Origin of the sequence: Parasphingomonas frigoris (assembly GCF_036663815.1) — a bacterium.
GTDB lineage: Bacteria > Pseudomonadota > Alphaproteobacteria > Sphingomonadales > Sphingomonadaceae > Sphingomonas.
On sequence record NZ_JAXOJQ010000002.1, the window covers coordinates 221,118 to 235,064 of the forward strand.

The 13,947-nt window shown below is 62.1% G+C and carries 26 protein-coding genes; 15 read left to right on the top strand and 11 right to left on the bottom strand.

The window, feature by feature from the left end; all coding sequences use genetic code 11:
• Positions 1–13: 13 nt before the first annotated feature.
• The 14 genes from U1872_RS06280 (at position 14) to U1872_RS06345 (ending at position 6,043) form a co-directional block, all read left to right on the top strand.
• Entirely contained in the window at positions 14–352 is a 339-nt protein-coding gene (locus U1872_RS06280; RefSeq protein ID WP_443025361.1) for a DUF7220 family protein, read from the top strand.
• Positions 349–927, top strand: coding sequence for an NUDIX domain-containing protein (locus U1872_RS06285; RefSeq protein WP_332792037.1), 579 nt, complete (start codon positions 349–351; stop codon positions 925–927). The genes U1872_RS06280 and U1872_RS06285 overlap by 4 nt, the downstream gene beginning before the upstream one ends.
• Complete coding sequence (locus tag U1872_RS06290) at positions 924–1,058, top strand: hypothetical protein (RefSeq protein ID WP_332792038.1); 135 nt, start codon at positions 924–926, stop codon at positions 1,056–1,058. Before U1872_RS06285 ends, U1872_RS06290 begins: the two co-directional genes overlap by 4 nt.
• Positions 1,055–1,183: a hypothetical protein gene (locus U1872_RS06295; protein ID WP_332792039.1), complete on the top strand. Its 129-nt coding sequence runs from the start codon at positions 1,055–1,057 to the stop codon at positions 1,181–1,183. Before U1872_RS06290 ends, U1872_RS06295 begins: the two co-directional genes overlap by 4 nt.
• Positions 1,180–1,857 carry an FAD-dependent thymidylate synthase gene (gene thyX, locus U1872_RS06300; RefSeq protein ID WP_332792040.1) on the top strand — a complete coding sequence of 226 codons (678 nt, stop codon included), beginning with the start codon at positions 1,180–1,182 and terminating at the stop codon, positions 1,855–1,857. The genes U1872_RS06295 and thyX overlap by 4 nt, the downstream gene beginning before the upstream one ends.
• Positions 1,854–2,243 carry a hypothetical protein gene (locus U1872_RS06305; protein ID WP_332792041.1) on the top strand — a complete coding sequence of 130 codons (390 nt, stop codon included), beginning with the start codon at positions 1,854–1,856 and terminating at the stop codon, positions 2,241–2,243. Before thyX ends, U1872_RS06305 begins: the two co-directional genes overlap by 4 nt.
• A complete protein-coding gene (locus U1872_RS06310) occupies positions 2,243–2,476 on the top strand; it encodes a hypothetical protein (RefSeq protein WP_332792042.1) in 234 nt (77 codons plus the stop codon). Before U1872_RS06305 ends, U1872_RS06310 begins: the two co-directional genes overlap by 1 nt.
• A complete protein-coding gene (locus U1872_RS06315; RefSeq protein WP_332792043.1) occupies positions 2,473–3,039 on the top strand; it encodes a deoxynucleotide monophosphate kinase family protein in 567 nt (188 codons plus the stop codon). The genes U1872_RS06310 and U1872_RS06315 overlap by 4 nt, the downstream gene beginning before the upstream one ends.
• On the top strand, positions 3,032–3,202 hold the full coding sequence (locus tag U1872_RS06320) for a hypothetical protein (protein ID WP_332792044.1): 171 nt from the start codon (positions 3,032–3,034) through the stop codon (positions 3,200–3,202). Before U1872_RS06315 ends, U1872_RS06320 begins: the two co-directional genes overlap by 8 nt.
• The gene (locus U1872_RS06325) at positions 3,195–3,656 is read left to right on the top strand and encodes an RNA polymerase sigma factor (RefSeq protein WP_332792045.1); all 462 of its coding nucleotides are present in this window, start codon (positions 3,195–3,197) and stop codon (positions 3,654–3,656) included. Before U1872_RS06320 ends, U1872_RS06325 begins: the two co-directional genes overlap by 8 nt.
• 46 nt (positions 3,657–3,702) lie before the next feature.
• Positions 3,703–3,960, top strand: coding sequence for a DUF2312 domain-containing protein (locus U1872_RS06330; RefSeq protein WP_332792046.1), 258 nt, complete (start codon positions 3,703–3,705; stop codon positions 3,958–3,960).
• Complete coding sequence (locus tag U1872_RS06335) at positions 3,960–4,301, top strand: hypothetical protein (protein ID WP_332792047.1); 342 nt, start codon at positions 3,960–3,962, stop codon at positions 4,299–4,301. Before U1872_RS06330 ends, U1872_RS06335 begins: the two co-directional genes overlap by 1 nt.
• Positions 4,298–5,710 (top strand): DNA methyltransferase, encoded by a 1,413-nt coding sequence (locus U1872_RS06340; protein WP_332792048.1) that lies wholly within the window; start codon positions 4,298–4,300, stop codon positions 5,708–5,710. Before U1872_RS06335 ends, U1872_RS06340 begins: the two co-directional genes overlap by 4 nt.
• A gap of 144 nt (positions 5,711–5,854) precedes the next feature.
• Positions 5,855–6,043, top strand: coding sequence for a hypothetical protein (locus U1872_RS06345; protein ID WP_332792049.1), 189 nt, complete (start codon positions 5,855–5,857; stop codon positions 6,041–6,043).
• A 21-nt stretch (positions 6,044–6,064) separates the two neighbouring features.
• Here the strand turns inward: U1872_RS06345 and U1872_RS06350 are convergent, their stop codons facing one another.
• The 9 genes from U1872_RS06350 to U1872_RS06390 form a co-directional block, all read right to left on the bottom strand.
• Positions 6,065–6,403 (bottom strand): hypothetical protein, encoded by a 339-nt coding sequence (locus U1872_RS06350; RefSeq protein ID WP_332792050.1) that lies wholly within the window; start codon positions 6,401–6,403, stop codon positions 6,065–6,067.
• Entirely contained in the window at positions 6,400–6,684 is a 285-nt protein-coding gene (locus tag U1872_RS06355; protein WP_332792051.1) for a hypothetical protein, read from the bottom strand. The genes U1872_RS06350 and U1872_RS06355 overlap by 4 nt, the downstream gene beginning before the upstream one ends.
• Before the next feature lie 8 nt (positions 6,685–6,692).
• Entirely contained in the window at positions 6,693–7,136 is a 444-nt protein-coding gene (locus U1872_RS06360) for a hypothetical protein (protein ID WP_332792052.1), read from the bottom strand.
• Positions 7,133–7,786, bottom strand: coding sequence for a hypothetical protein (locus tag U1872_RS06365; protein WP_332792053.1), 654 nt, complete (start codon positions 7,784–7,786; stop codon positions 7,133–7,135). Before U1872_RS06365 ends, U1872_RS06360 begins: the two co-directional genes overlap by 4 nt.
• Positions 7,787–7,791: 5 nt before the next feature.
• Positions 7,792–8,160: a hypothetical protein gene (locus tag U1872_RS06370; protein WP_332792054.1), complete on the bottom strand. Its 369-nt coding sequence runs from the start codon at positions 8,158–8,160 to the stop codon at positions 7,792–7,794.
• An 81-nt stretch (positions 8,161–8,241) separates the two neighbouring features.
• On the bottom strand, positions 8,242–8,892 hold the full coding sequence (locus U1872_RS06375) for a DUF2793 domain-containing protein (protein WP_332792055.1): 651 nt from the start codon (positions 8,890–8,892) through the stop codon (positions 8,242–8,244).
• A complete protein-coding gene (locus tag U1872_RS06380) occupies positions 8,892–11,543 on the bottom strand; it encodes a phage tail protein (RefSeq protein ID WP_332792056.1) in 2,652 nt (883 codons plus the stop codon). Before U1872_RS06380 ends, U1872_RS06375 begins: the two co-directional genes overlap by 1 nt.
• Positions 11,536–11,751 carry a hypothetical protein gene (locus U1872_RS06385; protein ID WP_332792057.1) on the bottom strand — a complete coding sequence of 72 codons (216 nt, stop codon included), beginning with the start codon at positions 11,749–11,751 and terminating at the stop codon, positions 11,536–11,538. The genes U1872_RS06380 and U1872_RS06385 overlap by 8 nt, the downstream gene beginning before the upstream one ends.
• Positions 11,751–11,990 carry a hypothetical protein gene (locus U1872_RS06390; protein WP_332792058.1) on the bottom strand — a complete coding sequence of 80 codons (240 nt, stop codon included), beginning with the start codon at positions 11,988–11,990 and terminating at the stop codon, positions 11,751–11,753. The genes U1872_RS06385 and U1872_RS06390 overlap by 1 nt, the downstream gene beginning before the upstream one ends.
• An 80-nt stretch (positions 11,991–12,070) precedes the next feature.
• Here U1872_RS06390 and U1872_RS06395 point away from each other — a divergent pair, with 80 nt between their 5' ends.
• Positions 12,071–12,643: a hypothetical protein gene (locus U1872_RS06395; RefSeq protein WP_332792059.1), complete on the top strand. Its 573-nt coding sequence runs from the start codon at positions 12,071–12,073 to the stop codon at positions 12,641–12,643.
• Between the two features lie 135 nt (positions 12,644–12,778).
• Here U1872_RS06395 and U1872_RS06400 read toward each other — a convergent pair whose 3' ends face one another.
• Both U1872_RS06400 and U1872_RS06405 read right to left on the bottom strand, forming a co-directional pair.
• On the bottom strand, positions 12,779–13,027 hold the full coding sequence (locus U1872_RS06400; RefSeq protein WP_332792060.1) for a hypothetical protein: 249 nt from the start codon (positions 13,025–13,027) through the stop codon (positions 12,779–12,781).
• A 46-nt stretch (positions 13,028–13,073) separates the two neighbouring features.
• On the bottom strand, positions 13,074–13,904 hold the full coding sequence (locus U1872_RS06405) for a phage BR0599 family protein (RefSeq protein WP_332792061.1): 831 nt from the start codon (positions 13,902–13,904) through the stop codon (positions 13,074–13,076).
• Positions 13,905–13,947 lie beyond the last annotated feature (43 nt).

Genomic DNA, 13,947 nt, shown 5'->3' on the forward strand with positions numbered 1-13,947 from the left:
GCCGCCTGCCGGGATGTATTGCACCCGGGAACCCTGGCACGATGGCCCCTGCGCGGCGTTGCCGATCCCTTGGCCGCGCCCGTTCGCGGCGCCCCGTGGGGCTCAGACGCGGATCGACTCCGTGATCGAGGTCGCCGTGAATATCGCGATCGGCGCGGCACTGACGCTCGCAGGCCAAGTGGTGATTTTCCCGATCGCTGGAATCCACGTCGGCGCCGGGACGCATCTTGGCATCGTCGCAGCGTTCACGTTCATCAGCGTCGCGCGGCAGTACATCATCCGTCGCGCGCTGAATGGTCGATCGCCGTGGATGTGGCTGAAGACGAAGGCTCAGAGGAGGTTGATCCGATGACCCGCGAGACCTGCTGCCATAGAACTGTTCGCATTCGCTGCCATGACTGCCCGTATGTCTGTCCGACTTGCGGCAATATCATCGGCGGCACAGGCGACGCAGTTCGTTGCGAATGTCCTGCGCGGCAGGCCTACGTTGCAGGTTTCCTGTTCTCGGCAGATCGCAACTGGCTGGCGCTGATCCGGAAGCAGAAGCCCAAGTGGCAGGTTGGCAAGCTGAACGGGATCGGTGGAAAGATCGAACCCGGCGAGACACCGCTTGCTGCGATGATCCGAGAATTCGCGGAGGAAGGTGGCGTGGTCGTCACTGGCTGGCAGCCAGTCGCCGTGCTCACCGGGTCGGATTTCATCGTCCACTTCTTCGCGGCTTTCTCCGATGTGATCGACAGCGTCATGTCAATGGAAGCCGAGCAGATCGAGATCCGGAAGACCAACGTCCACCTCCGCGATCCCATGCTCATGGCGAATCTCGGCTGCCTGATCCCGCTCGCTCTCGACAGGTCGGGCATCGTGAAACCGGTGATCATGACCGACGGCATCCCCGAAGCATCGCAGCAACGGGGCGCGACCGCATGACCCGCAGCCGCCGCGTCGCCACGCGCCTCCGATACCGCGAGGACAACATGCTGATCTCCGAGAAGATCGAGCGTGTGGCCGCAACCGCACCCGTGGCCCAGGCTACCTCCGTTCAAGGGAACCCGAAATGAAGGAATTTCTGCTGATCATCATCGCAGTCATCCTATGGCTGGGCATCGGCGGCATCGAGCGCGCGATCGACCGCAACACGGCTGCGCTGCGCGCTGGGACGCCGACCACGGTGGTGTCGCAATGAGCGTCCGTCTGATCGCAATCAGCCGCCCCGTCATCGACGATGTCCCCGGCACCACCGAACTGCTGGCCTACATGGCCCGCGTCTCGTCGACCGCGAACCAGAACAGCCATGAGACCGGCGGCAAGCTGCTGCGGTCGCTGGTTCGCCGGAAGGAGTGGTCGCCGCTGGAGATGATCTCGCTGACCATGGAAATCGTGACGACGCGCGACATCGCTCGCCAGATTCTGCGACACCGGTCGTTTTCGTTCCAGGAATTCAGCCAGCGCTATGCTGCGGTGGTCGAGCCTCCGGTGCTGCGAGAAGCACGACTACAGGATCATGCTGATCGGCAGAACTCGATCGATACGGATGATCGAGGGCTTGCGGAAGAGTGGGTATCCCAACAGGCAGCGGCGAACCGTGCCACCCAAGCGGCCTACCAGTGGGCGCTCGACTACGGCATCGCCAAGGAAGTCGCGCGCGCCGTGCTGCCCGAAGGCACGACGCCCTCGCGGCTGTACATGGCAGGGACTTTGCGTTCGTGGCTCCACTATTTGGATCTCCGCTGTGACCCGAAGACCCAGAAGGAACACCGGCTGCTCGCGGCGGCTGCCAGTGCCATCATCGCAACCGAACTTCCCGATCTCGCCGATCTGCTGCCGCATCCGGCGATCCGCGCCCCCGTTTCCGTGTGAACTGGAAGGTCCAAGCCGAGGTGCTGTGGAAATCGGAACCCGAAATCGAAGATGCGCGGAAGCTGCCCGGCTGGAGCAGCTTCCACCGTGAGTGCGGCAAGCGGGTCCTGTTTTTCGATCATATGACGAGAGACGGCCGCCGCGGCGCCTGGTCCTGCGATGCCTTCACGCTGCGTGGCACCGATCAGGTGAAGCTGGCGACCGGCAAGGGGAAGACCGTGGTCGCCTCGGTGCTCGACGCTCTCGCGCAATCGGGAATCGCCGTGCCGGGTGTGGCGGATCTGCTGACCCAGGTCGTCGCGGCGCCCGCTGATGAGGATGAATTCGCCAACCTGTTGCCGCCGGCCGCTGTGGCTGATGACGACGATTTTGAGGGACTGATTTGATGAAGGTGCAGGGAGTTTTCATCACCGATGCGCAGCAACGCGCCGGCCGCGAGGCGATGGTTGGCCAGTTCAACGCCCATGCTGTTCGCGCCGCATTGACGCGCGCTGGCGTGATGGGCGGCAGCCCCGGCGACTATTTCGTCGAACGGGTCGCAGATCGGCTGATGCAGCAAGAACGGAAGCGCGGGACCGTGCGCGCCATCAATAACAAGGTATGGGAGCGAGTGGCGTGACCGCGCAGCTCGTCGCCCTGTGCAGCCCCGCCCCTGGCTGTGGAAAATCCGAGGTCGCGCGCCATTTGGTCGACGCCCACGGCTTCAATCTGATCAAGTTCGCCGACCCGCTGAAGAATATGGTTCGGTCACTGCTCTACGATGCGACCAACTGGGCAGCGTCTGAATTGATCGAGCGCTATGTCGACGGCGATCTGAAGGAAACAATCATCCCCGAGATCGGGGTCAGCAGTCGCCATCTACAGGTCACGCTCGGGACCGAATGGGGCCGCGACCTGATCCGCGCCGACCTGTGGCTGCATCTGACTCGCCAGCGGATCGTAGCGCGCATGGAAGCAGGCATCAACGTCGTCGTCGATGACATGCGCTTCCAGAACGAACTGGCGATGCTTGAGGAACTCGGAGCGACCACCGCCCGTGTCACACGTCCAGGCTTCATTCCCTCGACCACGCATCGATCCGAGGGAGCGCTCGACGAAGCCCACGTCGACTGCATTCTGCGCAACACCGCAGACATCGCCTATCTTCAGCATCAAACCGATCGGCTCATTACCCATGCCTGACACCACCGACCGCGCATCCATCATCGCCTATATCGAGGCACGCGTCACCAAGCTGCTCGACCGCGCCGAAAAGCATCCCGAAGACGCTTCGTACTACCGCGGCACAGCCACGATTTTCACGGCATTGATCGGTGAGATCGCAGCCGAGTTTGATCGTGCATGATTTCGATATCACTGTTCGAGGATACCGGGCCGCGATGATGCGCCGCGCCCAGTGGCGCTGCCGTAACGGGGGTCTTGACCCCGAAGAGCTGCTGCAGGAATTCTGGCTCATCATCTGGCGGCAGTGGGATGTGCTCGCCGCTGTCGAGCGCCTGTCGGGGCTGCTGTTCTGCATCCTCGATCGCACCGCCAATCTGATGTGGCGCGACCTGCACCGTCGAAAACGTTCATCGGATCTGGTCAGCTTTGAGGATTGGCACGAACCGGCGATTGCGGGCGCCCAGGAAGCAGCCGTCGGGATCGACTGGGCGCTGCGCCGCCTTGCGCCCCGCGCACGGTCAAGCGTGGTCGCCCATGTGCTCGGCAACACCGCTGCCGAGATCGCCGCAGCGGAAGGTATAAGCGAGGCCGCGGTAACAAAGCGGCTTCGTGACGCGCGGCGATCGTTGACATAAGCACAGAATCAACTACTGGTTGATTAAACAATCGAAAGGTATTTCCATGAGCGAAATCGGGCACAATTCCGACGTCATCGCAGCCGACCAGTTGCGACTGCTGATCGAGCGTGTGGAGCGTCTCGAAGACGAGAAGAAGGGCATCTCCGACGACATTCGTGACGTCTACGGGGAGGCCAAGAGCACTGGTTTTGACGTGAAAACGATGCGCTCAATCGTGCGACTGCGGAAGATGGAACAGCATCACCGCGAGGAACAGGAAGCGCTGCTGGACACGTACAAAGCCGCTCTCGGTCTCGACTGATGAGCGACAGCATCGAGCACCACATTCGCCAGCTCGCACCTCAAGGTGTCCGCATGCATTTATGGCCGGTTGCGGGTGGTGGTTTTCAGGCGAACGTTTCTGAGCGCGCGGGTGGGTGGACATGCGAGACGCAGGACGACCCAATCTATGCGTTGCAGGAGGCATTGCGCCTTCGCGCGACAGGCGTCGCAATCCGAACTGTCGTGCATGATTCTGAACTAGAGCCCCGGCAGATCGACATCGAAGACGCGATCGCTCTGGCGCACGAGACGGACGCTGGTGCCGGCAGGTATCCTCCACCCCCCGCAGACGATGACGACTTTAAGGGGCTCATGGGTTGAACAGCATCACACTCCATGCCGGCGACAACCGCGCCTCACTGGCTGCGATGATCGCGCGCGGCGAACTGGTCGATTCCGTGGTCACAGATCCGCCTTATGGACTCGTATCGACCACCAAACGGTTTGGCGCCGAAAAAGCAGCGCCCGCGAAGTTCGGCAGCGACGGAGCGTTCGCGCGTGCGTCGTCGGGATTCATGGGCTCCAAATGGGACGCCACCGGCATCGAGCGCGATCCTGAGTTCTGGTCGCTGCTCTTCCAGGTGCTCAAGCCCGGCGGCTACGTGCTGGCGTTCAGCAGCCCGCGCACCGGCCACTGGCAGGCATGCGCGATTGAGATGGCCGGGTTCATTATGCATCCGTTTTTCGGGTGGGTGTACGGCTCTGGATTTCCGAAAGCGCACAATGCGTCGAAGGCGATTGACCGTGAACTCGGCACCAGTGGCGTGATCGTGCCCATCGGCGAACCAGTCAAACGTATGATCCCTGGAAACCAGCAACATGTCAGCGGTGACTGGATCAAAACCGACGACCGGGAATACCAACCCGGCACGTACGTTCCTGGCAGCGACGACGCAGCGCAATGGGAAGGTTGGGCCTACGGCGCCCAGTCGATGAAGCCCGCGCTCGAACCGATCTACGTCGGCCAGAAGCCGTTCGCAGAGAAAAACGGCGCGCTAAATCTGCTGAAGCACGGCGTCGGTGCAATGAATATCGACGGGTGTCGGGTAGAGGCGACTGGAGAAGGTCGGAACCGCGAAGGTGAAGTCTCACAACAGCGTCGCTACACCGAAGCCGGAAGCACAAATTTCGCTGCGACTCCTGGGCCGAGAGGTGGTTCGCCCGCCGGCCGCCACCCTGCAAATTTGCTCCACGACGGCAGCGATAATGTGGTCGCAATGTTTCCGGCCAAAGCTGGTGCGCATGCCCCTGTGACCGGTGTAGAGCCCTCCGGCAAAACCGGGAATGTGTACGGCCAATTCACCGCGCGCACACCATCCGACCGCACTGGCGATCTTGGCTCAGCAGCCCGCTTCTTTAACAGCTTTCCTACATCCGGCGAATCGGAGTACGAGAACGGAACACAACGAGAACAGGCACTCGAATGCGATCCGCTTTTCTACCACGCCAAGGCCAACAAGACCGACCGCTCAGGCTCCAAGCATCCCACGGTGAAGCCGATCGCACTGATGCGCTGGCTCTGCCGACTGGTGACGCCGCCGGGCGGTACGGTGCTCGATCCTTTCGGCGGGAGCGGCACGACGGCAGCCGCCGCGCGCGCGGAGAATTTCGACTGCATCCTGATGGAAGCCGAGCCTCAATTCATCGCCGACATCAAGCGTCGGTTCGACCTGGCCGACGATGATTTTGCGGATCTGATGCCCGATGATTTCGCAGCTTTGATCGCCTAGCGATCAAACAAAGATCATTCAACTAGCGGTTGACTCTACACAAAGGGTTAATCATACCGTTGCCAGTAGGGGAGTATACTGATGTTTCAAGCTTTGAGCTTCGTCCGAATCAACGCGGACACAACCAAATGTTTCTGGAGCGTTGTGCCAACCGGAGACTACGCGACCGACTGTCAAAGCGGTCGCGACCATGCCGAGGCACTTGCCGATTACATCGTCGCCGAGGGTGATCCGAATATTTTCGGTTCGGTCGTCCGCGCGATTACCGAGAGCGGAAGCTTCGGGGCGATCGAGATTGGCTTCTGCAACACGATCGCGCAGCGCTTACTGTGAGCCCGCACCTGCAGCCCAGCTTTACGGCTGGGGTTGCGGGGCTGGCACGACTTGAATGCGGGGTGGCGCTTCGATCTGTCGCTGGAGCATCTCAATTTTTGCGGCCGCCGCGATTGCCGCCTGATCCTTTGCCTCCCAGGTCATCTTGGCGAGGAAACAGAGCAGGCCGATAATGATCATGAAACCGGTCGTGCAAGCCCACTTCAGAAAGCTTTTGATCTCGCCGATGTTCGTGTTGATATTCTGATATCGCTCGGCGCACAGATCTTCGTGAGACGCAATATCGATCTCGTTCTTCTTGCCCAGCGCCAACGCGTCAATCGCGATGCCTTCGAAGAAACTCGGCCCCGCGCTGCTCACTTCCGGCACCCGTCCACCGCGATCTCAAGCTCGGCCAGGCGCGCAGCCCGCAGTGGTCGACCTGCGGTCAGCAGGAGATAGCGAGATGCTGCGTCGACTGCCGCACTCAATGCGGCGTCAGTGTCGGGGTACGACGGGGCTGCGGTCAGCGTGGCCGGCACGCAGGCTCTGAAAGTCGGCACCTTCACGGTCACCGTTCGAACGATCGGCGCTGCGACTGCGGGATGCGTGGCAGGTTTCGTGGCGCAGCCTGCAAGCAGCAGCGCGGTCGCTGCGATCATGGAGCGATTCATTTCAGGCTCTCCAGCAGTCGCGCATCAACGTCCTGGACGCGAGCGAGCAGTGTGGCACCACGCGGCGGCGTCGCGAGCAAGACGGCTGCTTGCGCCTCGGCCTTCTTCGTCTCGGCCTGCGCGATGGCGAGTCGCCGCGTGGTATCGGCGAGCTTGATGGCATCGGATTTGGCCTGGGCGTCGAGGATGCCATTCTGGGCCGTGAGACCGCCGATCGCCGTAGCTGCGTTCGTCCGGCATTGCGCGACCGAGACTAGCAGGCCCGTGGTGGGATCGTTGATCTGTGCATCAAGCTTCGCGTTGACGCTGTTCAACTGGTAGTTCTGGATCTGAGCGTACGCGAGGAAGCCCGCCAGTGCCAGCAACGCGACCGATCCGACGCCGGCAGCCAGCTTCCACTTCCACCCAGTGACCGAGTCGAGAATGCCTGAGATGGTCAACGCCAGTCCCCCGAGATCAGAGCTTTTTGGAAATCGACCGCGTATCCGGCGATCAGCGCAGCATCGTCGACACCATTCACAATCGCGCGCGCCTTGGTGAATTGGATCAACCCAGCTGAGCCGACCACGGGAAGAAACGTGCGGCACGACACCCCGGTATACCAGCCGACGGTCATCGCATCGATCATGCTCCCAGCGGCGATCGCGGGCTCAAGCATGCGATTCGGATTGGCGACCAGAGATCCACCGAGCCCGAGCACCTTGTCGGCGCGCGTATAATTCGTCCGGCCAGTTGTCTGCGGATAACCGCGGCCGCAGAATAGCGCGCCGTCGCCCGGCTTGATGTTGCCTAGCTCGCGCGCCTTCGCAGGACGGCTGCCGCCGATATCATACATCCGGAAGAAATACTTCGCAGCCGCGGCGGGGCTGAGCCAGTTCGCCTCGACCACGGGCTCCATGGTGTGCGCAGATTCGTGGTATGCTGTCGCCAGCGCGTAGGCGATCCACGACAGCGGCCAGTCCCGAGCGCCAGCGGCACTCAGGATCTCGTTGCAGCCGTCGATTTCACCCTGATCAAGCGTGGGCCCGAGCAGCTTGCCGCCACGGAGCGCTGTGAAGAACGCAGCAGGTTTGCGCAGCGATGTACTCACGTGGCTCAGGCCTTGCGGACGATCACGCGGAGCATGGTGCTCGCGAGATCGACGGTTGCGCCGCTTTCGTTCTGCAGCCGCACGGTGACGGTGTTCGCCGCGGACACGTAGCCGGCGATCATGATGCCTTGTAGGTCCACCGCGAGCGACACAGCCGTGACGAAGTCGCCGAGCGCCGCGCCCGGAACGGCCACCGTGGTCGATACACCTGCACCATCAACGAGGCTCGGCGCATCGTAGGTCGCGGAGCCGAACAAGAGCTTGCCGATTGCCGCGTCGAGCAGCTTCAGTGCTGCGACGTATGCGCGCTTGAACAGAAAGTCGCCGGTCGTGTCGAGCGAGAGACCGAGGTTGGTCGTGGTAGGTGCGGCCATGTCGACATCTCCGGATAGGGAATCACTTTTTGGTTGATTTCGCACTATCACAGTGCCACGCTGGAGTCCAACTGGCGTACGTCAGCGGTTCGCCACCAGGGTGATGCCAATATCCGAGAGCGTCGCATCCTGCGATGAAGGCGCACTGATCGTCAGCACATCGCCTGGCCCTGCACTGAATGCCCCACTGCTCGTCGCGAAGGACCCGTTCACGCCCGCCGCGGCGAATGTGATCGTGGCGACCGTGGTGCCGTTTTTCGCGACCGTCAAGACTGTGGAGCTTGTAGCTGCCCCGATCGCCCGGGCAATGCTCCCCGGCAGTCCCGAGGCGAAGTTGAGCATGCGAGTGGGTAGGTATATCGCGATATTCGCGGAGGCACCGGGACGGCCAGCCACTGACGACATCAGGTCTACGGGTTCGCCGATCCAGACTGTACCGTCGAAGACGACGATTTGCTTGGTGTCTTTCACCCATGCACGCCACCCTTCGAGCGGTGTGATGTTGACCCATACCCCACCGTCGCGCACCGCGATCAGACCGGTGCCGGGTGTGATATAGATCATCCCGTCGGTCGGCGATCCCGGCAGTGCGGTCGTGCGACTTGCGACGACCAGTTGTGTGGTGGCCGACAGCAGACGCAAGTTCACATCGTTTTCGGTGTCCCAGCCATCGCTGCCGTGGGTCCAGAATCCTTTCAGCCCGATACCGGGAAGCGCGCGTTCGCCAGTCATTATTCGTCCCTTTCGAGCGGATTGTACGGCCCCTGCCTATGCGGAGGGTTCCAAGGGTCGACCGGATCGGGTGGCGGCGGCGCTGGCGGATCGACCGGGGTGATCGGAACATAGTCGCCGCCACCGCCATAGAACGTGCCGTATGCTCGCCCGTAGCCTCGAACGGTAATCGTCACCGAAATTTCATGACCCTGCAACGATTCCAGGCCATCACGAACCGCCGTCACCCGCACGATCCCGGCGGCTTCGCTGTGGAAACCTTCGATCGGAATATCAAAGCTGGTGCCGGTGAGCCCCGCATAAGTCGCCAGCACGGTACGGTCGCTTTTCATCAGCGTCACCGTAGTCGTCTGCCCAGCTTCCGGCGTTACCGTGTTGTCGGTCCAGCGGATCACCCGAAGCGGTTCCATGAGCCGATTTCGGTTCGCCCAGGTGAGCGGCAGTGAAGAAGCCGTACCTGCTTCCACCGTAGCGAAACCGACGCCGCCGATCTTGACGTTCCCGGGGCGGTTCGGCCGCCATGGTCGATCGGTCAGTGTCTGGGATACGATAGGCGCGAGGCTTTCCGCGAGCACATCTCGCGACGTGCGGGTCAGCAGCTTGTATTGTGCAATCTCCCCTGCTGCCCGTACGGTCGTGTCCGCAGTCGCGATATTGATCGGCGCGAACCACAACGCCGTTCCGGCAGCCCACGCATGCGGCACCGTGTCCAAGAGGCCGCGCGCCAGCGTGATGCCGCTGCCATCGGACCCGGTGATCAGCGCGATCTCCATTGCGGTTTCGCCGACGTCCCCGATCATCACGAAGGTGTTGATCGCAGTGAACCGTGGTCCGAAGAACCCGACCGGCGTGATCGTCGAAATGGGCTCTGCGGCCAACGCCGAGGCCAGCGCGGCTCGACCGACCACGGCATGCAGTCCCAGGTCAGATGTTGTCGCGACACCGGTAGGCGATGTTGCCGTGGTCAGCAGATCGTAGTCGAAGGTGTCCGTGTCATTTTGCGCAGCTAGCAGCAGCGTCGTCACCTCGGGGTACAGCGACTGCGCGACAGCCTGCGCGTTGAGGGTGTTCTCGACGAAATACCGCGGCATCGTAATGACGCGTGCGAATGCCATCGGCGCCGGATCGCTCGCCGGGTCCACCCACTGGGACACAGGCGGCGCGGTATAGTGGGAGGTCGGAAGCCCGAAGATGTCTTCGATCGCATTGACCGTGATCGACGGCGCCCCCGGCTTACCGTAGTCAATTTTCCCGATGCGCAGGATCACTCCGTCGATGCCGTCTTCGGGCGAATACAGGCGCGCGAGGCCACCCGGCACGAAGTTCCAGGCCGACCGGTCGACTTCGATCTGGAAACTGGCAAGCGGCGCCGACACGCTGCGGAGATCCCGGAGCGCCAGCCGCATCGCCAGCTCGGCGTTCCGGACGGCGTAGTAGTTGCGCGACTGCGATACGATGTTGCCCTGGATCGAACAGTTCGCCAGATCCTGCGCGCTGACCGTTTCCTCGCTCTCGTTGACCGGGTTCGTCCAGGTCACGACGATCTCGTTGATCGTTTCGCCCCAGAGCTTGCGATCGAACTTCTTGATCGTGCAGTTGTCGGGCGTCAGCGTCGGGAGGTCCGCGGGATTATAGTCGTCGCGGATCAGTTTGATCGTGATCAGGCCATCGCTCGGGTTCACGAAGACGGTCGCCAGAATGTGGTCGACCACCTCGCTGACGAAGGCTTCGATCGTCGTCGATTTGACCCAGGCGAGCGACAGCCCGAAACCTTCGTTGAACAGCGTCACGGCTGCGGCTTCGAACGATGCAACGTTGATCAGCCCGGCAGGTGCCCCCATTCCCCAATCAAGGTTCGTCAGGCATTCGAAGATGATGTGCGCGCCATTCGCGTCCTGCCCGGATGAGCCGAACGAAATATTGGTCGTGGAGTCGGTGACGGTGACTTCGCAACCGATCAGCCGCACCGTACCGCCGCTGGAGACGTCCTGCGAATTGCTGCCGGACGCGACGGTGAAGGTGCTGTCGACCTTGGTGATGGTGATCACCAGCCCGTCGACCGTGACGACGCGATCCGAGCCACCCGTGAGATTGACGGCGACGAAATGGCCGCCGACAGTCTGGCCCACCTCATCGACCAGGGTGGCAGTCGCGCCGTTGCAGGTGACGGTCAGATTATTGACCGACAGCGTGACCACGTTGCCGATCATCGCGGTAGCGGGGTTGAGCCCACGCGGCGCGCGGCGCACCTGTACCCACAGCGTTTTCAGATACGGTGTGTTTGACGTCCAGTAGAAGCCGCTCCCGGCGACGCCACCTGTGAAGAACAACGACGCAGTACCGCGGTAGCCGGGGCAGGTCGCGGTGGTGACGCCCATCCGGTTTGCCAGCGACTCCGGCATGACCTGATTGTCGTTACCCGGCAGCCAGTAGGCCGAGCCGCTGACGCCGCCCTCTTTGGTGTTTCCGCCGAACAGATTCGGCACGTTGATGCTGATGTCGCCTTCGCTGGTGATCGCCCCCGTCCACGCAGGTTTCTCGCCGACGAAGATGCCGAGCATCGCGTCGACCGGCCCCCAGCAGACGCCCCAGTGCGCGGACAGTCGGTAATCAGTGACTTCCGCTTGGCTACCGCCGGCGCCTTTACCCATTTTCGGTGCTCGCGGCGTCGCGCGCCATGCGATCGTGGACGACGGCCAGACCGTGGGCATCCACTGCCGCGAGCGTGGTCGCTGCGATTCCATTGTCGAGGAAGTGGCGGAAGTTCAGCCCGTTCTGTTCGAACCAGCCACGGGCACCACGGACGCAGAAGACACGCCGCACATCGTCGATCGTGATGATCAGATCTCGGGGGATCATCAGACGGCGACCTTGTAGGTCAGCTTCGACTTCTCGCCGTACCAGAGGCAGTTGGGGCTCTTAATCGTCAGCGTGCCGAAGGGAACCGGCATCTCGCGCCCGGCTTCGGCAGTGGGCGACTCGAGGTCCTTTGCGGCCACCGGTTTCGCCACCTTCGGCTGCGGCGTGATCAGATAGCTGACGATCGAAAGCGCGAGTGATATCGCGAGTGAGATCAGCGCTGCTACGATCAATGCCATGCCGGTGCATTATCACGTTTTGGTTGACATTAGAACCGCAGGATGATTATTCAATCGCAGGTTGAAAAAGAGATGCTTCGATGCTGACGAATGATGGTGCGCCGATACGCGAGGATGTGACGCAGGCTGATCGTGAGGCGGCAGAGGATGCTTATCTTTCGTGCTTCGAACCCCAGCCAAATGATCTTTGGTTGAAAGCACTGCTCGACGGGAAGCATGATAATGACGAGGTTGTGCAGTTTTGCCGTCGTCACCGCCTCGCCCACACCGCCCGCCCCGACGCCGGGGATGAGGTCGAGCGGGTGTTGACTTGCGAGTATGGCGAAGACGAGCAGTCCTATGCCCTCTGCTGGGAGAACGGGTGGGCAATCACCGCTTTTCCATCGGGCCGGGTAGTGGTCACCAAGTCGCCGCGCGAGGTGGCCTATCGGGCTTTCGGATGCGACGTTTCCGAACTCGCCGCCATGCGCGAGGGGGTGGACCGGGGGATGGTGGAGGTGCCGCGCGTTCTGCCCGTTTCCATCTGTGATGCTATGACTGAGGTCAAGGTTTCTGACGGGCAAGGCGGCTTCACGGCCCTAAATTGGGAGGAAGCCGAGCAAGTCTGGGAAGCCGCTCTCGCAGCCCTCTCGCGCAAGAGAGACCCCGCATAATGTGGTGGCACCGCTTCACCCGATCGAAACCCGCGGTCGCCCCAAAGCCCGAACCCACGAAACCCGTGATCGACGAAACTCGGCAGCGCGGCTACTTTGATCCAGCGGTGATTGCGCTGATCAAGGATGCGAAGCTCACCCCGCCGCCCGAGCCATCTTGTCCCGCTCGATCTGAATAAGCTCCCGCGCATCAAGCTCACGAACGCAATCGGCTACCCGGTCGGCGCCTTCCGCGGCGAACTCACGCTGGCAGCCTGCGTCTATCTGGGCGGCGCGGGACTGCTGGGGCACTGGCGCAAGCGGAAGCCGTACCGTCATCAGAACGATCGCCAGCAGGACGAATGCCCCTGCCCCGACCACAAAAAATCTGCCGACGCCACCCATCACAATTTCTCCCGTGTCGCAAGTATGCGCCGCCGAGTCGCCGCGGTCAATAAAACTGCGCTTCGTTGCTCAGCGGATTCGTCTTCGGAATCCACGGGTGGCCACCGAAATTGTGAATGTTGTTGAACACGTTCAGACAGTCACCCATCTGCCGGTTACAGCCCAGGGACAGCGTTATGGCACTGCCGACCGTGAGTCCCCCGATCGCGGCTGAAATGATGATCGTGTTTTCGCCAGGCACCACTTTCAAGATTGTGCGGATATCGGTCTGCGCAGTCTCGGCGGCGACCATGATCCCGTTCGCGAATTTCGCCTGATCCAGCGCGCCCGGCCACCCGGCCGCCATGGTGATGTAAGTGCCGTTCACCGCGACCACAGTAGCCGTGACGCTGAATGCTGCCCGATCGGCGCGGCAGTACGGCCCGTAGAGCACGTGCGGGCAGCCGTACTGGTAGCGGCGCCGCAGACCCGGTCGCCGCATCGACGTCGAGATCGGTTCGCACGACAGGGTGGCGCGGGATTTCGCGCGGCTGCAAGACAACACGCGGCCCGACCACACGGCGATGAACTGGTGGTCGGGATCGCTGCCATGACCTTGCAGCATCACACAGCTCACCACCTCGGACGGCGGAAAGACGCGGAACAGTTCTGCGATCGGCGCGGAGACCGGAAGCGTGATCCGGAACGTCGATTTGTCCAGATTGCCCGAACTGGTGACCGCGTCCCGATCGAGCGGCAGGGGCTCGTATGTCGTGCCAGCGAACGTGATCGCTTCTTCGGCATCGGTGTAGCCGTAGACGTTGTCGCCCGAGGTGAACCGGATCAGGATGTCCGGCTGCCCGAGTGAACGGCTGGTTTCGTAGGTGGGGAATGACATTCGTCCGCATTATCATCTTTCGGTTGATTTTGCGAGCGGCAGG